The 20,483-nt window shown below is 61.1% G+C and carries 17 protein-coding genes; 10 read left to right on the forward strand and 7 right to left on the reverse strand.

The features are described from left to right. The first annotated feature begins 108 nt into the window (after window positions 1–108). Window positions 109–1,509, forward strand: coding sequence for a dihydrolipoyl dehydrogenase (gene lpdA, locus OK411_RS01015; RefSeq protein ID WP_264364288.1), 1,401 nt, complete (start codon window positions 109–111; stop codon window positions 1,507–1,509). A gap of 100 nt (window positions 1,510–1,609) precedes the next feature. On the opposite strand, the gene OK411_RS01020 is transcribed toward lpdA, so the two are convergent. Beyond that, on the reverse strand, window positions 1,610–2,083 hold the full coding sequence (locus tag OK411_RS01020; protein ID WP_041476556.1) for an Lrp/AsnC family transcriptional regulator: 474 nt from the start codon (window positions 2,081–2,083) through the stop codon (window positions 1,610–1,612). A 145-nt stretch (window positions 2,084–2,228) separates the two neighbouring features. Here OK411_RS01020 and OK411_RS01025 point away from each other — a divergent pair, with 145 nt between their 5' ends. Beyond that, window positions 2,229–2,858 (forward strand): LysE family translocator, encoded by a 630-nt coding sequence (locus OK411_RS01025; RefSeq protein WP_264364289.1) that lies wholly within the window; start codon window positions 2,229–2,231, stop codon window positions 2,856–2,858. On the opposite strand, the gene OK411_RS01030 is transcribed toward OK411_RS01025, so the two are convergent. Genes OK411_RS01030 through OK411_RS01055 form a run of 6 tightly spaced genes read right to left on the reverse strand, consistent with a single transcriptional unit; the run spans window position 2,855 to window position 11,065 of the window. Beyond that, window positions 2,855–4,990 (reverse strand): hypothetical protein, encoded by a 2,136-nt coding sequence (locus OK411_RS01030; RefSeq protein ID WP_264364290.1) that lies wholly within the window; start codon window positions 4,988–4,990, stop codon window positions 2,855–2,857. The genes OK411_RS01025 and OK411_RS01030 overlap by 4 nt on opposite strands. Next, on the reverse strand, window positions 4,977–6,161 hold the full coding sequence (locus OK411_RS01035) for a DUF3142 domain-containing protein (protein WP_264364291.1): 1,185 nt from the start codon (window positions 6,159–6,161) through the stop codon (window positions 4,977–4,979). The genes OK411_RS01030 and OK411_RS01035 overlap by 14 nt, the downstream gene beginning before the upstream one ends. Window positions 6,162–6,220: 59 nt before the next feature. Continuing rightward, window positions 6,221–7,048: a class I SAM-dependent methyltransferase gene (locus tag OK411_RS01040; RefSeq protein WP_264364292.1), complete on the reverse strand. Its 828-nt coding sequence runs from the start codon at window positions 7,046–7,048 to the stop codon at window positions 6,221–6,223. Next, a complete protein-coding gene (locus tag OK411_RS01045) occupies window positions 7,042–8,196 on the reverse strand; it encodes an acyltransferase family protein (RefSeq protein ID WP_264364293.1) in 1,155 nt (384 codons plus the stop codon). Before OK411_RS01045 ends, OK411_RS01040 begins: the two co-directional genes overlap by 7 nt. Next, window positions 8,193–9,494: a glycosyltransferase gene (locus OK411_RS01050; protein WP_264364294.1), complete on the reverse strand. Its 1,302-nt coding sequence runs from the start codon at window positions 9,492–9,494 to the stop codon at window positions 8,193–8,195. Before OK411_RS01050 ends, OK411_RS01045 begins: the two co-directional genes overlap by 4 nt. Continuing rightward, window positions 9,488–11,065: a glycosyltransferase gene (locus tag OK411_RS01055; RefSeq protein WP_217879076.1), complete on the reverse strand. Its 1,578-nt coding sequence runs from the start codon at window positions 11,063–11,065 to the stop codon at window positions 9,488–9,490. The genes OK411_RS01050 and OK411_RS01055 overlap by 7 nt, the downstream gene beginning before the upstream one ends. Before the next feature lie 427 nt (window positions 11,066–11,492). Here OK411_RS01055 and OK411_RS01060 point away from each other — a divergent pair, with 427 nt between their 5' ends. Genes OK411_RS01060 through OK411_RS01095 form a run of 8 tightly spaced genes read left to right on the forward strand, consistent with a single transcriptional unit; the run spans window position 11,493 to window position 20,481 of the window. Continuing rightward, window positions 11,493–12,407: a GDP-mannose 4,6-dehydratase gene (locus tag OK411_RS01060; RefSeq protein ID WP_264364295.1), complete on the forward strand. Its 915-nt coding sequence runs from the start codon at window positions 11,493–11,495 to the stop codon at window positions 12,405–12,407. After that, window positions 12,404–13,375 carry a GDP-mannose 4,6-dehydratase gene (gmd, locus tag OK411_RS01065; RefSeq protein WP_016772418.1) on the forward strand — a complete coding sequence of 324 codons (972 nt, stop codon included), beginning with the start codon at window positions 12,404–12,406 and terminating at the stop codon, window positions 13,373–13,375. The genes OK411_RS01060 and gmd overlap by 4 nt, the downstream gene beginning before the upstream one ends. A 3-nt stretch (window positions 13,376–13,378) precedes the next feature. Then, entirely contained in the window at window positions 13,379–14,821 is a 1,443-nt protein-coding gene (locus OK411_RS01070) for a mannose-1-phosphate guanylyltransferase/mannose-6-phosphate isomerase (RefSeq protein WP_110599738.1), read from the forward strand. Next, window positions 14,822–15,619, forward strand: a complete 798-nt coding sequence (locus OK411_RS01075) for an ABC transporter permease (protein WP_110599737.1) — start codon at window positions 14,822–14,824, stop codon at window positions 15,617–15,619. Further along, window positions 15,619–16,872 carry an ABC transporter ATP-binding protein gene (locus tag OK411_RS01080; protein ID WP_264364296.1) on the forward strand — a complete coding sequence of 418 codons (1,254 nt, stop codon included), beginning with the start codon at window positions 15,619–15,621 and terminating at the stop codon, window positions 16,870–16,872. The genes OK411_RS01075 and OK411_RS01080 overlap by 1 nt, the downstream gene beginning before the upstream one ends. Then, window positions 16,869–18,236: a glycosyltransferase family 4 protein gene (locus tag OK411_RS01085; protein ID WP_217879080.1), complete on the forward strand. Its 1,368-nt coding sequence runs from the start codon at window positions 16,869–16,871 to the stop codon at window positions 18,234–18,236. The genes OK411_RS01080 and OK411_RS01085 overlap by 4 nt, the downstream gene beginning before the upstream one ends. Further along, window positions 18,220–19,350 (forward strand): glycosyltransferase family 4 protein, encoded by a 1,131-nt coding sequence (locus tag OK411_RS01090; RefSeq protein WP_136493242.1) that lies wholly within the window; start codon window positions 18,220–18,222, stop codon window positions 19,348–19,350. Before OK411_RS01085 ends, OK411_RS01090 begins: the two co-directional genes overlap by 17 nt. After that, window positions 19,351–20,481, forward strand: a complete 1,131-nt coding sequence (locus OK411_RS01095; RefSeq protein WP_016772413.1) for a glycosyltransferase family 4 protein — start codon at window positions 19,351–19,353, stop codon at window positions 20,479–20,481. The last annotated feature ends 2 nt before the right edge of the window (window positions 20,482–20,483 follow it).

The raw sequence follows: 20,483 nt of genomic DNA on the forward strand, positions 1-20,483 counted from the left end.
CGCTTGCCTGAAGCCTTGACCGAAATGTTCGGCGCAGCTCATATTACGCACATAATTTTTATCGCGACTAATCTTGGCTATCCCCTTCGAGCAATCTGGAGCAAGCGCATGAGCAACTATGACGTGGTAATTCTGGGCGGTGGCCCCGGCGGTTATAACGCAGCGATCCGCGCCGGTCAGCTTGGGCTCAAGGCCGCTTGCGTCGAAGGACGTGCAACCCTCGGCGGCACCTGCCTGAATGTCGGCTGCATGCCGTCCAAAGCCTTGCTGCACGCGTCGGAGCTGTACGCCGCTGCGGTGGGCACGGAGTTCGCCAATCTCGGCATCGAGGTCGAACCGAAGCTGAACCTTGCGCAGATGATGAAGCAGAAGGACGAAAGCGTCGCCGGCCTGACCAAGGGCATCGAGTTTCTGTTTCGCAAGAACGAAGTCGACTGGATCAAGGGTTGGGGCCATATCGACGGCCCGGGCAAAGTGACGGTGACCGACGCTCAAGGCAACAAGAGCGAGCTCAGCGCCAAGGACATAATCATCGCCACCGGTTCCGAGCCCACTCCCCTGCCCGGCGTAGAGATCGACAACCAGCGCATCCTCGATTCCACCGGCGCGCTGTCATTGAGTGAAGTACCCAAACATCTGGTAGTGATTGGTGCCGGGGTGATCGGCCTGGAGCTGGGTTCGGTATGGCGCCGACTCGGCGCGCAGGTCACCGTGGTCGAATACCTTGATCGCATCTGCCCCGGCGTCGATGGCGAGGCCGGCAAGACCTTGCAGCGCGCGCTGAGCAAACAAGGCATTGCCTTCAAACTGAGCTCGAAGGTCACCAGTGCCACCAGCTCCGCCACAGGCGTGCAGCTGAGTGTCGAGCCTGCCGCTGGCGGCACGGCTGAACTGATCGAAGCCGATTATGTGCTGGTGGCCATCGGGCGCCGGCCATACACCCAGGGCTTGGGGCTGGAGAACGTCGGCCTGAGTACCGACAAACGCGGCATGCTCGCCAACAAGCAACATCGCACCGAAGCCGCCGGGGTCTGGGTGATCGGCGACGTCACGTCCGGCCCGATGCTCGCGCACAAGGCTGAAGACGAAGCCATGGCCTGCGTCGAGCAGATCCACGGCAAGGCTGGCGAGGTCAATTACGCGCTGATCCCCAACGTCATCTACACCCAACCGGAGCTGGCCAGCGTCGGCCAGACCGAAGAACAGCTAAAGGCCGAGGGCCGTGCCTACAAGGTCGGCAAGTTTCCTTTCACCGCCAACAGCCGGGCGAAGATCAATCACGAAACAGAAGGCTTTGCCAAAGTCCTCGCCGACGAGCGCACGGACGAAGTGCTTGGCGTGCATCTGGTCGGGCCGAGCGTGAGCGAGATGATCGGCGAATTCTGTGTGGCGATGGAGTTCAGCGCCTCGGCCGAGGACATTGCCCTTACCTGCCATCCGCACCCGACGCGTTCGGAAGCGTTGCGTCAGGCAGCGATGAATGTCGAGGGGATGGCGACGCAGATGTAGGTTCCAAACTTTGCCGCCGTCTTCGCGAGCAGGCTCGCTCCCACTTTGGAATGCGTTCCCCATGTGGGAGCGAGCCTGCTCGCGAATGGCGCCACCCGGTCTACAGCGGCAGATGGCCTAACGGCAACGCGCCCGGCGCTTTCACTGTGTGAATGGCAAAGTTGCTGCGAATATCGCTCACACCCGGAAGCTTGAGCAGATGGCCGCTGACAAAGCGGTCATAAGCGCGCAAGTCAGGCACCACTACCTGCAACAAAAAGTCCGATTCGCCGGACACCAGAAACGCTGAGACCACCTCAGGCAGCGCAGTAACAGCGGCATAAAAAGCCTCGGCGCGTTCTTCGTTGTGCCGCTCGACCTTGACCCCGACAAACACCGTCAGCCCCAGCCCGACCTCATCGCGATCCAGATTGGCCTGGTAGCCTCGAATCACCCCCGCCTCTTCCAGCATGCGCACCCGGCGCAGACACGGCGAAGCCGACAGGCCGATTTCTTCTGCGAGCTCGACATTGCTCAAGCGCCCGTTGCGTTGCAGCGCGGCGAGAATCTTGCGGTCATAGGCGTCGAGTTTCATCTTTGGCAGATCCCGATAGTCTGACGGTTGAAAACCAGCAGGTTATGCCAAAGCTGCGAACAATTGAAGCCGACTACGCAAGCACCTGCCCTGCCCTCTCGCTCTAGACTGGCGCGAGCAAATCGACATCGAAAAGGGGTGTGATGTGGCAAGTCTGTGGCTGTTTATTTTGACGCTGGCTGTGGTTCTGCTACTGCCGGGACCGGACATGATCCTGCTGTTGCAAACCGGTGCGCGGCACGGTCGAGCTGCGGCGCTGGCCACGGCGTTGGGTTTGGCCATCGCCCGCGCCTGCCACGTGGCACTGGCGGCATTGGGGCTGGCGGCGCTGTTCAAAACGGCGCCGTGGACGTTTGACGTGGTGCGCATCGCCGGCGCGGCCTATCTGCTGTGGATCGGCATCCAGTGTTTGCGCAGCTCGCTGGTACCGAGCCTGCAAGCCCAAGAGCAGGTACCTGCCCACGGCCAGTGGCGCGGTGCGATCCGTCGCGGTTTGCTGACCAACCTACTTAATCCCAAGGCGCTGCTGTTCTGCTCAGTGCTGTTGCCACAGTTTATCGTCAGCGACGGCGTGCCGGTGCTGACGCAGTTCGCCGTGCTCGGCCTGGTGCTGGTCAGCGTCGGCCTGCTGTTCGACAGTGTTGTCGCCATGACCGGCGCGGCCCTGGGCCGTTGGCTGCAACACAGTCCGACCGCCCAGCGCATTCAGCAATGGCTGTTCGGCAGCCTGTTGATTGGCTTCGCCGTACGCCTGGGCTTTATTCAACAGGCCTAGCCTTTGCGCACCTTGCGCTGACGACGGGTAATCAGCATTAACGCAGCAACAGCGACAAGCAGCACCGCGCCGATCTGCACCGGCCACTTGTACGGCCGCAGTGTTTCACGCACGGCGTCGGTCACCTGGGTGACGTAGCGCTTGTCGGCATTTTCGAAGTCCGGATACGGGCATTGATTGCCGAAGTCTTGCGCCCACGGCACATAAGGGCCTTCCTTGACGTAGCGCTGATACAGCGCGCTCTGGTCCTCAAGGCTGCTGTTCCAGCCGGCGGCATTGCACAACACCGCAGCAAACGCCTGACTGGTGTGCGGCAGGTTATCGGCGGCGCGACTGGCCAGTGCCGTGGCGACAAAACGATAGTGATAACGCAGATCCGGTTGCGCGGCGCTGGCCTGCTGGCGCTGCACTTCCGCCGTGGAAATCAGCGGGCCGACATCCAGCTTAGTGCTCTCCAGCGTGTAATTGCCACCGAAGGTGGCGTAATCAGGGGCCATCTCATAACCGAGGATGTCCATGCCCCACTCCCGGGCTGTCCACGCGGCGTTGTACAACGCACTGGCGCGTTTGCTCGGCCACCACGCCGACTCGGCCTTGAGCCGTTGCTCGCCATAGAGCCGGGCCTTGTGCTGCAGATCGTCACTGGCGAAATAACCGACCGCCTCCTCGTATCGCCCTTCTCGCAGCAAGCGCCGACCGAGCAGATTGCGCAGATTGGCGGCCACCGACAGCGGCACATAGTTATCGCGCTCCTGCTGCGTCAATGGCGGCGGCGCCGGCACGTTCTCATCGACGTACCGCTTGAGCTCATCGACCGTCAGCACCCGCTCGGCAACGGTGGCGGCATCGAACCAGTAAAGGCTGTTGCTGCGATACAGCTGCACGAACGCTTGCAGGTATTCGCCGCGTTGCAGCGCCAGGATCGCGCTTTCGCCGTCGACCCGGCATTTTGGCTGCACCGTTTCAAACGCCCAGTCCGGCGTGCGGCGATAGCCCCAGTCTTCATTCTGTGGAAAGGCCTGGGCGGCTTTGGCGTAGGCGGCGGCAGCGGCAGTCGTGTCGCCGTCACGCACTGCCAGTTTTGCCCGCAGCCACCAGGCCAGTCCGCCGTCCTCGGCGTTTACCAGAAAGGCCTTGGCAGACGCGTAGTCGCCCTGTTGATAACTCATCGCCGCCAGTCGATCGGCATTGTCGAGGCTGCCACGGGTGCTGTTTTGCAGGAGTGTGACGAGTTTCTTTTCATTCGCCGGCTGCTCACCGAAAGACCAGCCCTGACGGCTGACCAGCGATGCCGTGACCAGTTGCTGCACTGCTGGCTGCTGCAGCAGTTTGGCCAACTGAGATTCCGGCAACTCGGCCAGTTCGTTCATCAGTTGCTTGAGCGAGGTGTAGCCGACGGCCGAACCGTGCAGGTTCTGTGCTTCGTACAGTTCGATGGCGCCGCTCCAGTCGCCCGCGCTGCGCAACGCCCGCGCCTCTTCACCGAGGCTGGCAACGCCCAGTTCCAACGGATCGCTGAAGCCGTCGATGCTCAGTTGCCGGGCCTGCCGGAAGGCATCGCGCGCTTCTTCCAGCGCTTCGATGCGATCGTGCGCCTCGTTGCTCATGGCGAAGGCGATGCGCCCGAGGGAATACGCCGCCCACGTGCTGCGCAAAGGACGCTGGTCCGCCGGCAGCGCCAGCACCTTGTTGAAATACTCCGTGGCCGATTGATGGTCGCCGGTGGCAAAGGCCACCGCGCCGGCGACGTACAAGCGGATTTCCACCGGCAGACTGGCGCCCTGTTCCTCGGCCTGACGTGCATCGCTGAGCCCGCGAAGGCGCTTGACCACAGCGTATTGCTCGACGCTCAGGCCCACCTGCTCAGCCTGTTCGCGCGCCAGTTCTGACGCGTTGTCTTCGGCATAATCGTTGGGGTTGTGGGTCGCCGCTGTGACATTTTTCAGCCCGGCAATGGTTTTACCGAGGCGACTGACTTCGAAGCTGAAACTGCCTTCGGGCAGATCGGCGAGGGTCTGCGCGCGGTTGTCGAGCAGGCGCATCGGGAAGTCCGGGCCGCAGGCCAGCGCCGAACCCAGCGGCAGGCTGAGGCTCAGGCAAAGCAGATGGCGGGGCCAGTTACGGGTCAACATGCGAACCTCCTTGATCAATATGTGCACAACGCGCCCAACCGACAGCGCGCTGTCCGCCCGCCGGCAAGCGGCCGTCACGCAGGCGGGTGAAGGTAAGCAGATTGGCACTTTGTTGCAACGAGTAACCGGTGAGCGCATCGGCGCCTGCACAATCCCGCGCCTTTAGGGTGATTTGCGCGGGCCACGGGCTGTCGAGATTGCCGCGGTTATCGAGGTGGATGTCATACAAACCGCCCTGCTCTTTGAATGACAGGCGCAACTGACTGTTCAGCACATCTCCGCGAGCCACCGCGCGTAAAGTAGCCAGGCTCCAGGCGCGACGATCGTTGGCCAGCGGCAGGCGAAACCAGATCAAACCGGTCAGATGCTCAGGCGGATCCTCGCGCAAAGTCTTGGCCAATTGGCTGAGTTGCTGCGGATCGGCGAGCAACTCCCGGCGCTGCCCGCCGCGCTCCAGTTGCACTTCGCTTTCCACTACCGGCGCGCCACCGTCATCGCTCAACAGCGCAACGCCGTAGGCCGGCAGCGCCAGATAGAACGGTTTGTCGCTGATACGTGCCCAGGCCTTGGCCCATTTCAACGCCTGCTCGGGATCGAACAGACCCAGTCGCGGATCGCTCACGGCGTGGACTTGCAACACGCTGCTGTCGACGCTTCGCAACAGCGCCGGCAACTGCGCGCTATCGAGCCACGCCGGTAGCGCGGTGATGCTCAAAGGCAACGATGGCGGCAAGACCGCACGCAAGTGTTTGAGGAATTCAGCGTACACGGGCAGCCGTGCATTGCCGGCATCGTGGTCGATTTCGATACCGTTCAGCGTGAGGCCTTGCGCTTGCCAATCGGCAATGACCTGCAGAATCTGCTCGGTGACCTGCTGCTGGTCCAGCGACTGCAACTGGCCATCGAGGCGAATCACTGCGATCAGAGCGCGACCATCAGCTTTCAACAACGCCGGATCAACCCGCGCCCTGCTCCACCGCTCGCCGGGAAAGGCCTGCAACGCCAGCACGCGCAGGGTGGAGAAATCATGGCGACTGTCGCGCAATGCCGGCTCATGCGCAGGTGTCCATTGGCGTTGCCAGACGTAGAGCTGCTGGTCGAGGGCCGGTGCGGCGTGTTGCTCGCAACCTGCCAGCAAGACGCTAAGGATCAGACCCGCAATAAACCGCATACCTTGAAAATCCCTGAAGCCACAGGGCTGCAAGGTTACACAAAACCCTGCGCAGACGATCAGGGTTTGCGCGCGATAATCACCTGACTCTTGGCCACCACCGCATCCAGCGCCTGCTTGATCTGTGCACCGCGCGGGGAATCCAGCACCGCTTGCCACGTGTTGGCCCAGTGCTCGAGCATCGGGTGATCGGGATTGCTGAACTCGACCTTGGCCTCCCAGAACAACATCATCCACATCGACCAGTAGAAGCCATATTGGCTGTGGCTGATGATTTCCAGCCCGGCCTCGCTGACCATGGCCTTGAACTGGTCTTCGCTGATGATGCGTATGTGGTTGGGTTTCTGGAAATACTCCGGCGCGGCGATGTCCTTTTGCAGGTCCTCGGAGCTGGGATGCGGCACGCTCAGCAGATACAACGCGCCCGGTTTACCGACACGCACCAGCTCGGCAAGAAACTGCGCGGGATCGTCAACGTGTTCGATAACTTCAGTGCAGACCACACGCGTTGCCGTTGCCTCGGCAATCGGTAGCGGGTTGCAGTCGGTAACGTGGCATTCGATGTCCCGGGCCGGCGTGTCGCTCAGACGCTGGCGGGTGGCTTCGACCTTGGCTGCATCGATATCGGCAAGAATGATCTTCGCCCCACGCATAGCGCAGAAGTGCACGTTGCCGCCATCACCGCAACCGACATCAAGCAACGTGTCGTCGGCGCTCACAGCGAAGCCCGTGTACAGCTCGTGAGTCTCCTGGTTGAACCAGCCGCTGAGCTTCGCATCGTAAAGGCCGAGCATGTACGGATCGACTTTATAGGCAACCGCAGCGACCGGTTCTGCCGAAGTTTGCGCAGGCGTTGTCGCCGAGAGTTTCTTCAAAAAGCTCAGCATGAGGTGGCTCCGGGTGAGGTAACTGCAGTTCGGGAGGTGCCGAGGCGCTTGACCAGCGCAGCACCGCGATTGCGCATCGGCATTTCGATCAAGCGATAGTTGAATTCGCTGAGCAGCGCGATCAGGCCAAAGGCAATCAGCACCGTAAGGATGGGATGTCCGGCCGGGCTCGGCAGACCGCTGCTCTGCAAGCGAAAGATCAGTTCACGCAGCAGCAGATAGGCGGGGATGTGGATCAGGTAGATGCCGTAGGAGCGGCTGCCGATCCAGCCCAGCAATCGCTGCAAGCGTCCGGCAGGCATCAGGTAGTCACGGTTGTACGAGGCGATCCAGACCAGCAGCGCACTGAACACGGCGATCGAACCGATGCGGAAACTGGCCAAGGTAAAACGGTCGGTCGCCATGAAGCTCAACAGCACTGCAATGACAATCAAGGCTGAAATGCCAAGCCATGGTTGGCGCAAGAACGAGGGCTGCCAGCGCTGATAACCCGGCTGCGCACTCCACATCGCCAACAGTACGCCAAGGGCCAGCGCGTCGGTGCGCACTACCATCAGCAACGGCGTGCGTACGGTCAGAATCTGCACCGCCACCAGCGCCAGCAATGCCCAGACCAGGTGTCGGCGAAACAACAGGATCAGCAACGGAAAAAGCAGATAGAACTGCTCCTCCAGCGCCAGGCTCCAGTAAACGAAACTGCTGCCGTATTCGTATTGGAAGAAGCTGTCGGCAAAGCGGAAATTGGCGTATTGCAGCACCCCGGCCAGGGTCGCCTGAAGATTGGCGGATAGCGTGCCGAACGCACCGGATCGATTGAAAAACATACAAGCCAGCAGGATCAGCGCCAGCCACAGCCAGGCTGAAGGCAACAACCGAAAAGCCCGGCGCAGCCAGAAATGGCGGACCTGTTGCCAGCGCTCCTGGCCCGTCGTGCAGCCTTGCAGCACCGGGATCAAGCTCCGGGCGATGACAAAACCGGAGATCGCAAAAAACAGGTCAACGCCCCACCACGTCTGCGCCCATTCGTGGATCCGGGCCAGCGACGGCACCGGGTCAGTGAACAGATTGTCCTGCAGATGATGGAACAACACCGCGAGCACCGCGACCGCACGCAGGACTTCAACGTCCATGATGCGCTTGCCGTTCATGCTTGAGGGGCTTCCAAGGCAGGCGCACGATGCTCGAACAACTGCGTCAGAAACCCTCGCAAACGCTGTTCAGCCACAGCCTGGCTGCAGAACGCCTGCAAACTGTCGACTGCCTGCGTGGACATATCGGCATAGCGCTGCGGCTGGTTTTTCGCGACGTCGTAACTGGCCCGATAGGCTTCGCACAACGAGGTCCAGTTGGTCACGTAGCGCAGGGTTCGGAAGGCCTTGCGCGGGTCGTGGGGCCAGGCTGTCAGCTCATCCGTGGACTCGATGAGAAAGGCATTCGCGGTGCTCAGGTAATCGATCATCGCCGTGGTACGCGGCGCGACCGCCGGCTTGCCGCAGGACATGAACTCCATCAGCGGCAGGCACTGCCCTTCACCGTACGAGGTGTTGACCACATACCGCGTGGCCTGCACCAGTTGCTCGTAGTCCGGATCGGCGAGGTAGCCGTAGATCAGAACGATGCGGCAGCGATAAGACTGGTTTTTGTACAAGTGATGAAGAATATCGCTGAGCGCTTCTTCGGCGTCATGGTGAGTGAGCTTGAGCACCAGCGTCGCGTCTTCGACATCGCGGAAACACACACAGAACGCACTGAGCATGTCTTCCCAGTTCTTGCGCCCGTCACCGGGATTGAACACCGAGGTGTAAACCACACCGTCAAGCATCAGCGTCTGTTCGGAGGCCGGCGCGGCGAAGTCGATGCCGTCGCCGCTGCGCAGGTGCGCCGGCCCGAATGCATTCAGATTGAGGGTGCGGCTGTCCGCGACCAGGCCTTTGATCGTCAGGCTGTACGCGGCGGCCAGCGCTTGCTCGGGCATCTTCGCGCCACGGGCCGCAAAACGGTCCCAGACCGGCGCCGGCACCGCGACGATCGGGTACTCGGCACCCATGGCCTCATGCACGGCGTTGACCGTATAACTGGAATGGGTAATCGCCGCCCCGCAGGCATGCAAGACGCTACGCCAGTCGTTGCGCGGCTCGCCCGCAAAGGCTTCGTTGGGGATCGTGCTGAACTCCCACGCAAACACCGGCAGCGTCGGACAGGCCAGGTGAACGGGGGTGCGATGCGGCGGCGAGAACGACAGAAACACGCAAGGCTCGCCACGGCTCAGGCATTCCAGATACAGCGCATCGACTTCTGTCTGCGGATCGGCCACTTCCACCACCCGACCGATGCGTTCGAGCACCGGACGATATTCCTTGAGTACGAAGTAATAGCTGTACTCCGAACGTCCGAGGTTCTGCGCAATGGTGTGCCGGTTGGTTTCTGAATGAATGATGATCAGCATGAGGCGTTATCCGTCACAGGCGCAGCATCGGTGGGGCCTGCTGTCAGCGCAAAGAACTCCGCGAGGCGTTTGCGCACCGGCGCGAAGGCGCAGTATTGCTGCATGCGCGCGACGGCGGCGGCAGACATCCGCTGATATTCCTGCGGCTGGGCCTTGGCCATTCGATAGCTGTTTTCGTAGGCGTTTTTCAGCGAGCCCCAGTCGGGGCGGTGCCGCAGCGTGCGGTAGATGATCCGCGTGTCCTGCGGCCAGATCGTCAGCTCTTGACTGGACTTGACCACGAACGCCACCGAGTCATCGATGTAGTCCTTCATCGCCGTGTGATCGGGGGCTATCACCGGTTTGCCGCTGGACATGAACTCCATCAGGGGCAGGCACAACCCTTCGCAGCGTGACGCGTTGACGTAGAAACTGGCCGCCTGATAAAGCCTGGCGTACTGCGCGTCGTCGAGGTAACCGTGCATCACCACGACCCGACAGGCGAACGGCGTGAGTTGCGCCAGCAGGGTCATCAATTCGCTGTAATAGGACGCCAGATCATTCTGGGTAATCTTGAGCACCAGCGTCGCGTCGGGCGTTTCGCGGAACGCCCAGCAGAATGCGCTGATCAGTCGATGCCAGTTCTTGCGGCCATCCTTGGGGTTGAATACCGAGACGTACACCACACCCTCGACAGTGGTTTCGACCACCGATGAGGTGTCCGGCAGATCGAGCGGCGCCGGTTCGATCACGGGCACCGGCGCAGCGCCGCACACCTCAGGCCAACGCTGTTGCAGCCAGCCATGCAGAGCGTCCGGCAGCAGATCGCGAATGCCTTCCCAGTACCAGTTGTGCAGAAATTTCACCCGCGGCACCGGCTCCGCCTGCTCGTGTCCCAGATCCAGCACCCACAAGCGCAGATAATGTCGAGCAATGACCAGTCGGCGTTTGAACGTCAACGGTGGCGGGCGCGCGGCTTCAATTGCTGCGGCCAGTGCAGCCTGCTCTTCAGGGCTGATTGGCGTCGGGATCAGCGCATCGGCTGACAGGCCGAGGGTGCGCGAATCGAATATGCACCCCTTGATTGCCAGTGCAGTGCCCGGGTTGACCGGCATCGGTTGGTGTTGCTGACGAATCGTTGCGAAGCTGTCCCACAACGGCGTCGGCAAAACCAGCACCGGGAACGCTTCGCCCATGGCGCGGCGGATGGCCGTTGCCGTGTGGCTCGACAGGGTGATGACCCGACCGTGGCGCGCGAGCATGCGTGTCCAGTCCTGACGCGGATCGTCGTCCCACTGTTCATCGGGGATCGAATCGAACTCCCAGGCCACCACGCAAATCGTCGGGCATTGCAGATCAACCGGAGTTTTCTGCGGCGGGGTGAAGGACAGGAACACACTGTCTTCGCCAGCGGCGAGCAATTGCCGGTAAATCACATCGACGTCGGCGACAGATCCGGCCACGTGCACGCGCCCCAGGCTTTCCAGCACCGGGCGATAGGCTTTGAGGACAAAGTAATAGCTGTATTCCGGACGCCCGAGACTGGCACTGATGGAGCTGTCGTTGACGTCCGAGTAGAGAATGAAATTCATGGCATCCCACGATGAAGCACCATCCCGGCGACTTCATGCTATGACGGCCGCGCGGCGGAGCGGGTCGGCAGGGCCGGCACTCGTCCGTCATCATCGGGCACGTCTCTGTTCTTGTTTTAGTGGTCAGTTTCACCCCGCGTCGCGGCGTCCGGAAAACAACCGGCCAACTCGCGACGAAGGCCATTCTAAACACATCCATCGCGAGTCCGGGAACCGCCGGGCGAGAATAAATCGGACTATGCTGACGAGAACTGACCAGTCACGGTTTGCCCGGTTGAAATTGCCGAGCAATTGGCACAGATTGGCAACCAAACAACTACAACAACGGCTTCGCCTGCTGTTTCACCGGATATTTCCTCCGGTCTGACAGGGCTTTCCTCAAAGCGTGTAAGGAAAGCGGCGCGAGTCATGACCAAGGGGTCGCTGTTTGAAAAAACGTCTGTTCGTCACGGGCCTCAGCGGCTTCGTGGGACAACACATTCAGTCTCGTCTGGCGTCGCCGGGCTCGTCGTGGGAGCTGCTGCCTGCCGCATCGGCCTACGACCTTACGAACGCCGACAGCCTCATCGACCTTTGGCCTGAGTTGCCGGATGCAGTCATTCATCTGGCCGGCCAGACCTTCGTGCCGGAAGCCTTTCGTGACCCGGCCCGCACCTTCGATATCAATCTTTTCGGCACCCTCAACCTGCTGCAGGCGCTCAAGGCTCGCGGCTTTTCCGGCACTTTCCTGTACGTCAGCTCCGGCGACGTTTACGGGCAAGTCGCCGAAGAGCATCTGCCAATCACCGAGCAACAACCGCCGCTGCCGCGCAATCCTTACGCGGTGAGCAAACTTTCAGCGGAGTTCCTCAGTTTGCAATGGGGCCTGAGTGAAGGCTGGCCAGTGCTGGTGACGCGTCCGTTCAACCACATCGGCACCGGGCAAAAAGACAGCTTCGTCATCGCCAGCGCCGCCCGGCAGATCTGCCGTATCAGACAGGGTCTGCAAGCGCCGCAATTGCAAGTCGGCGATATCGACGTTACGCGGGATTTTCTTGATGTCGGCGACGTGATCGCAGCGTATTTCGCCCTGCTGGAAAACGGCGCACCGGGGCAGGTCTACAACATCTGCTCGGGCCGCGAGCAAAGCATTCGCAGCCTGATCGAGCAATTGGCCGATCTGGCCGAAGTCGACGTAGAACTGGTGGCGGATCCGGCGCGCATGCGGCGCGCCGACCAGCGCCGTGTCTGCGGCAGTCACGCAAAACTGGCCAGCGCCACAGGATGGGCGCCAGCCACCACCACACAACAATCCCTGCGGGCGATCCTGTCCGACTGGGAGATGCGAGTACGACAACAATGACAAAAAGTGCACTGATTACCGGGATCACGGGCCAGGACGGCGCCTATCTGGCCAAACTGCTGCTGGACAAGGGTTACAAGGTTCACGGCCTCGTCGCCCGGCGCAGCAGCGATTCACGCTGGCGCCTGCGCGAGACGGGTATCGAAGCCGATATCGTCTACCTCGACGGCGACATGGCGGACGCCTGCTCGGTACAGCGTGCGGTAATCAAATCGGCACCGGACGAGGTCTACAACCTCGCCGCACAGAGTTTTGTCGCCGCCTCGTGGGATCAACCGGTCACCACCGGCATCGTCGATGGGCTGGGCGTGACACACCTGCTCGAAGCGATCCGTCAGTTCAGTCCGCACACGCGTTTTTATCAGGCCTCGACCAGCGAAATGTTCGGCCTGATCCAGGCTGAGCAACAGGACGAGAACACCCCGTTCTACCCGCGCAGCCCTTACGGCGTGGCCAAGCTCTACGGACACTGGATTACCGTCAACTACCGCGAAAGCTTCAACCTGCACGCCAGCAGCGGCATCCTCTTCAACCATGAATCACCGCTGCGCGGCATCGAATTCGTCACCCGCAAAGTCACTGACGCCGCCGCGCGCATCAAGCAGGGCAAACAGCAGGACCTGGCGCTGGGCAACATCGACGCGAAACGCGATTGGGGCTTTGCCGGCGATTACGTCGAAGCCATGTGGCTGATGCTGCAGCAGGACAAACCCGACGACTTCGTGGTCGCCACGGGCGTCACCACCACCGTGCGCGAGATGTGCCGCATTGCCTTCGATCACGTCGGCCTTAACTACCGCGATTACGTGAAGATCGACCCGGCGTTCTTCCGCCCGGCCGAAGTCGAAGTGCTGCTCGGCAACCCGGCCAAGGCCCAGCGTGTGCTGGGCTGGAAACCGAAAACCGACCTGGATACCTTGATCCGCATGATGATGGATGCGGACATGAAACGCGTCGCCAAGGAGTAGGCCATGCTGATTCCGGTGATTCTGTCCGGCGGTGCCGGCACCCGTTTGTGGCCGGTGTCCCGCGAGGGCCACCCCAAGCCGTTCATGACCCTGCCCGACGGCCAGTCGCTGCTGGGCAAGACCTACCAGCGCGCGGCGGCGTTGCTGGACGGCTGGGGCGACATCGTCACCGTGACCAACCGCGAGTATTACTTCCAGAGCAAGGATCACTACTGCGCGGCGCATGTGTCGCGCCATCGCGGGCACTTTCTGCTGGAGCCGAGCGGGCGCAACACCGCACCGGCGATCGCAGCGGCAGCACTGTCATTGCAGGCGCTGCACGGCGACGACGCAATCATGGTGGTGATGCCGGCGGATCATCTGATCGTCAATCAGGACGCCTTGAAGAGTGCGGTCGAGCACGCAGTGAATCTGGCGAAGGACGGTTATCTGGTGACCTTCGGCGTAGTTCCGACCGCGCCGGAAACCGGCTTCGGCTACATCGAGACCGGTGCGCCGCTGGACGCCAGAGGCGCGGCCAAGGTGCAGCGTTTCGTCGAGAAACCCGACTTGCAGACCGCCACGCATTACCTGGAGAGCGGCAACTTCCTGTGGAATTCGGGGATGTTCTGCTTCACCACCGCGACGCTCATTGCCGAACTGCAACTGCACGCACCCGGGTTGCTGGAACAGACCCGCGCCTGCATGGCCGTCAGCGCCCCGGTGGAAACGGTTGGCTGCCTGCAACAGGAGCTGTCGCCAACGCTGTTTGCCGAAATCACCGACATCTCCATCGATTACGCGCTGATGGAGCGCTCGGAAAAAGTCGTGGTGGTACCTGCCGGTTTCGACTGGAGCGACATCGGTTCGTGGAACGCGGTCGCCGCGCTGATTCCCGCCGACGCCGACAACAACCGCGCCAGCGGCGAAGCGATCTTCATCGACAGCCACAACAACTTCGTGCAGAGCGAAGGCCGGCTGGTGGCGACCGTCGGTGTGGATAACCTGATCATCGTCGACACCGCCGATGCGGTGCTGGTGGCCCATGCCGACCGTGCGCAGGATGTACGCCGCGTGGCGAAGCAACTCAAGGACAAGTCCCACGAAGCCTATCGCCTGCATCGTACGGTCAGCCGTCCTTGGGGCACCTATACCGTTCTGGAAGAAGGTCCGCGTTTCAAGATCAAGCGCATCGTGGTCAAACCCGGTGGCAAATTGTCGTTGCAGATGCACCATCACCGCAACGAGCACTGGGTAGTGGTCGAAGGCATGGCCAAGGTCACCAACAACGGTTCCGGCACGACTCTGGTCGCCAAGAACGAATCGACGTTCATTGCTGCCGGCCACAAGCATCGCCTGGAGAACCCCGGAGTGATCGACCTGGTCATCATTGAAGTGCAAAGCGGCGAGTACCTGGGCGAGGACGATATCGTTCGCTTCGAAGATCAATACGGCAGGACGGTCTGAATGCTGCTTTCCCTGTACCGCTCGCTGTACAGCTACCGTGGGTTCATCCTCGGCAGCGTGCAGCGCGAGTTTCAAGCGCGTTATCGCAACTCGCTGTTCGGCGCGCTGTGGCCGATCTTCAATCCGCTGTCGATGATCATCGTCTACACGGTGATCTTTTCCCAGATCATGCGCGCGCGCCTGCCCGGTGTGGACGACAGCATGGCCTACAGTGTCTACCTGTGCGCTGGTCTGCTGGCCTGGGGACTGTTTTCCGAAATCACCCTGCGCAGCCAGAACATGTTTCTGGAAAACGCCAACCTGCTGAAGAAAATCAGCTTCCCGAGGATCTGCCTGCCGGTGATCGTGCTAATCAACGCCGGGATCAATTTCGCCATCATCATCAGCCTGTTTCTCGGGTTTCTGCTGGTCACCGGGCGCTGGCCGGGGATGGCTCTGCTGGCGCTGATTCCGCTGATTGCTCTGCAAATGATGTTCTGCGCCGGGCTGGGCATGGTCCTTGGCGTATTGAACGTATTCTTTCGCGATGTCGGCCAGCTGTTCGGCATCTGCCTGCAGTTCTGGTTCTGGCTGACACCGATCGTCTACCCGATCACGATCCTGCCGGAATGGGTGCAGCGCCTGCTGCAACTCAACCCGCTGACCAACCTGTTCAGCAGTTATCAGAACCTGTTTCTCTACGGTCAGTGGCCGGTATGGAGTTCGCTGCTGCCGGTTTTCATTACCGGCGTGGTGTTCTGTCTGATCGGTCTGCGACTGTTTCGCCAGCGCGTCGGCGAAATGGTGGATGAACTCTGATGGGACATATTCGCGTCACCGGCCTGGGCAAGGCCTATAAGCAATACCCAAACCGCTGGGCACGGCTGGCTGAGTGGCTGATTCCGTTTTCGCCGATCCGCCATCAACAGCACTGGGTGCTGCAAGATGTCGAATTCGAGATTGCTCCGGGTGAAGCGGTGGGTATCGTCGGCGCCAACGGTGCAGGCAAAAGCACCTTGCTGAAAATGATCACCGGCACCACTCAACCCACCCAAGGCAAGATTGAATTGCAAGGGCGCGTCGCAGCCCTGCTGGAGCTGGGCATGGGTTTCCATCCGGACTTTACCGGTCGGCAGAACGCAATCATGGCCGGTCAGTTGTTGGGCATGCAGCTTGAAGAAATCCAGGCCCTGATGCCCGATATCGAGCGTTTTGCCGAAATCGGCGAAGCCATCGATCACCCGGTGCGCACTTACTCCAGCGGCATGCAGATGCGCCTGGCGTTCAGCGTCGCCACGGCTCGGCGCCCGGACATCCTGATCGTCGACGAAGCGCTGTCGGTGGGCGATGCCTATTTCCAGCACAAGAGCTTCGAACGCATCCGCAGCTTTCGTAAATCCGGCACGACGTTATTGATCGTGTCCCATGATCGTTTCGCGATTCAGTCGATCTGCGACTCGGCGATCCTGCTCAAGGACGGGCGCGTGGCCATGCGCGGCAAACCGGAGCCGGTTCTCGATTATTACAATGCGCTGATGGCCGAACGGGAGGGTCAGGTCGTACGCCAGGAAACGCTTGCCGGCGGCGAGGTGCAAACGGTCTCCGGCACCGGCGAGGCGGCGATTCTGAGCGTACGCCTGCTCGATGAAAACCAGCGCAGCATTGACGCAGTCGAAGTCGGCCAACCGGTGGTGCTCGAAGTGCAGGTCGAGGTACGCGAGGACATCGAACGGCTGGTGCTGGGCTTCATTCTCAAGGATCGCCTCGGCCAGATGATGTACGGCATCAACACCCACCGGCTGAACAAGGCATTGACCGATCTGCGCGCCGGTGAACGCTTCACCTATCGCTTCGCCTTCATTATGGGCCTGGGCAAAGGCAACTATTCGGTGTCCCTTAGCCTGTCGCGTCTGGACTCGCACCTGGATCGCAATTTCGAGTGGCGTGACTACGGTATGGTGTTCCAGGTGATCAACAGCCGTCGGGAAGACTTCGTCGGCTGTACCTGGCTGGACGCCAAAACCACCATCAGCCGCGACACCGAGGCCCGGCCTGTCGAGCGTGCGCCATGACCCGCCTCTTGGTTGAATGCACTCACGTATTCAAACACCCCAAGGTCAATTCGGGGATTCAGCGCGTGGTGCGCAACGTCATCAAGCAGCTGCCCGCCAGCGCTGACGGCGTTGAGTGCATGCCGGTGGTGGTGATCAATCGCCAGCTCTACCGGGTGCTGCAACTGGCGCCTCTCGATACACCGTTCTGGAACAGCCTCGAAACCTTCGGTGAACGCCTGGAGCGCCTCGCCCATCGTTTCTGGCAGTGGCATCAGCGCCGCGATGCGCTATGCACTTCGAAACTGGCGCGGCGGCTCCTTTATGTCAGCTATCGGTTGACCCAGTTTGCCGTGCTCGGCCTGCCGATTCGGCTCGTCAGACGGATCAACCGCAGGCAGCTGCTTCAACGTTGCTCGCCGCTTCAACACCATCAGGGCGATCAACTGGTGCTGCTGGATTCATCCTGGCACTCGGACTTTTTCGCCCATGTCGAGCAGCTCAAACGCGACGGCGTCGGCATGATCGCGGTGATCTACGACCTGATTCCGCTGACGCATCCGCAGTTTTACGACACGCGTCTGGTCGAAGTTTTCAATGAGTGGTTCGACTGGATTACCCGCACGGCCGACGGCTACATGGCAATTTCCGCCACGGTGCGTGATCAGGTGCGTGGTGAATTGCAACGCAGAATCGGTGCCGAGCAGACTGAAAACCGCTGGTTCGATTACTTTTATCTGGGGTCCGAGCTCGACCTGCATCACGGCGCGGCAACGATCGAACCACGCCTCGAGGATCTGTTCGCTGCATCCGGCCCGGTATTTCTGATGGTCAGCACCATCGAGCCGCGCAAGAACCATGGGTACCTGCTCGACGCCTTCGAACGCGCCTGGGCTGCCGGCTCGACGGCACGCTTGTGCATCGCCGGGCGTATCGGCTGGAAATGCGACGCGCTGCTCGAGCGAATCCGCAATCATCCGGAACTGAATCGGCGCCTGTTCATGTTCAATGACCTGAGCGACACCAGCCTTGAATACGCATACGCGCAGGCCAGTGCGCTGGTCTTCCCCTCGTTCGTCGAAGGCTTCGGCCTGCCGCTGGTGGAAGCCATGCAGCGCGGTTTGCCAGCGATGGGTAGCGACATCGCGGTATTCCGCGAAATCGGTGGCGAGTTCATGGCGTATTTCGATCTGCTGGATCCACAAAGCCTTGCCGATCTGATCGAAACCTATCAGCGCAGCGGACAGTTTCCCGCCGCCCGCGACGTCGCTGACTGGCGCTGGATCGGCTGGCGCGAGGCCAGTGAGCAGCTGGCGACACGCAGCCTTGCCCATGTTCAGCAGGCCCCGCGCGTGCAAGCGAGGCCGCATGCGCATTGCTCTTAACGCCCGCATCCTGCAAGCACCGCGCACCGGCATTGGCCACTACGTCGCCGAACTGGTCAACGCCTTGCGCAGCGAACCCGATGTGGACGTAAGCCTGTTTCACGGATGGGGCTGGAGTTCGGCCCTGCCGGCCGCAGCCATGCCCGGCTACTCGCGCATGACGCCATTGCTGCGGCAAATTCCCGGGGCCTATCAGGCACGCCGCTGGCTGGAGCAGAAACGTTTTGATCAGGGGCGTGCACAAGGGCTCGATCTTTATCACGAGCCGAGCCTGTGGCCCCTAGCCTTCGACGGCCCGACCGTGATCACCCTGCATGATCTGACGCACCTGCATTTTCCAGAAACCCAGCCACCAGCACGTTTGAGGGAAATCGAACGTCGTCTGGCCGCGGGCGTGGAGCAGGCGCGGGTCATTCTGACCGATTCGCAGGCGATCGCTGACGAGGCGCAGGCCTACTTCAATCTCCCTGCACAGCGATTCGTGGTGGCGCCGTTGGGTGTGGCCGAACGCTTCCGTCCTCGGCCACTTGAGGAAATCGACAGTGTGCTCAAGGCTCACGCCGTCCAGGCACGGGAATATTTCCTCTGTGTCGGCACCCTCGAGCCACGCAAGAACCTGAGCCTGGCGTTGCAGGCCCACGCCCTGCTGCCAGACGCTGTGCGCCAGCGCTTTCCCTTGTTGATTGCGGGCATGGCCGGTTGGCAGCGCGAGCAGTTCAACGAGCCACTGCGCCAGGCATTGGCCAGCGGCCACGTGTGCCTGCTCGGCTATCTGCCCGATGAGCAATTGGCGCAACTGCTGGCCGGCGCCCGGGCGCTGATATTTCCATCATTGTATGAAGGCTTTGGCTTGCCGGTGCTGGAAGCCATGGCCAGTGGCACGCCGGTGGTGACCACCCGTTCTTCGGCGATGCCGGAAGTGGCCGGTGCGGCTGGCAACTATATTGAAGCGGACGATGCCGAGGGCCTGCGCGATGCAATGAGCCGTCTGCTTGACGACTCGCAGCATTGGCAGGCCTGCCGCGAAGCAGGATTGCAGCAGGCGCGGCTTTTTTCCTGGCAACGTTGTGCACAGGCTACGGCCGGTGCCTATCGCCAGGCCATGGGAGGTTGAATGCGCGTTCTTCATTTCTTCAAGACGTACCTGCCCGATTCGGTCGGCGGCATCGAACAAGTCATCTTTCAGTTGTGCGAAAGCGGCGCCCAGCATGGCATTGATGGGCAAGTGCTGACCCTCAGCACCAATCCGACACCGCCCGTGGTGCAACTGGGCCAGCACGAAGTACATCGGGCGAAGCTGGATATTCAGTTCGCCTCGACCGGTTTTTCCTGGAGCGTGTTCAAGCAGTTCCGTGAGCTGGCCGCCGAAGCCGACGTGATCAACTATCACTTCCCGTGGCCATTCATGGACCTGGTGCATTTCGCCAGCGCCGTGAACAAGCCGAGCGTGGTCACCTATCATTCGGACATCATTCGCCAGAAGCATCTGCTCAAGCTCTATCGGCCACTGATGAATCGCTTCCTCGCCAGCGCCGACCGCATCGTTGCTGCATCGCCGAACTATCTGCACACCAGCGATGTGCTGCAGCAGTTTCAGGACAAGACCCGCGTTATCCCCTACGGCCTGAATAAAGCAGGTTATCCACAGCCTGATACCGAACGCATGAACCGCTGGCGCCAAGAGCTTGGGGATAAGTTCTTTCTGTTCGTCGGGGTGATGCGTTATTACAAGGGGCTGCACATCCTGCTCGATGCGCTCAAAGACATCGATTATCCCGTGGTGATCGTCGGTGCCGGTCCGCTGGAGCAGGAACTGCATGCACAGGCCGCCGCGCTGGGCCTGCGCAATATTCACTTTCTCGGCCGACTGAGTGACGAGGACAAAGTGGCGTTGCTGCAATTGAGTTACGCGATCGTATTTCCTTCGCACCTGCGCTCCGAGGCTTTCGGGATTTCGCTGCTCGAAGGCGCGATGTACGGCAAACCGATGATCTCCAGCGAAATCGGCACCGGCACCAGTTTCATCAATATCCACAACGAAACCGGACTGGTGGTGCCACCGAGCAATCCACAGGCCTTTCGTGAAGCCATGCGTACGCTTTGGGAAAACCCTGAGCGTGCTGCCGAGATGGGGGTCAAAGCGGAAGCGCGCTATCGGCAGTTGTTCACCGCCGATGAGATGGGTCGCAAGTGGACAGAGCTGTATCAGGAACTGCTGGCTGAAAAGGCTCTGTCCTACGCTTGAGT

The organism is Pseudomonas sp. RG1 (assembly GCF_025910115.1).
Lineage (GTDB): Bacteria > Pseudomonadota > Gammaproteobacteria > Pseudomonadales > Pseudomonadaceae > Aquipseudomonas > Aquipseudomonas atacamensis.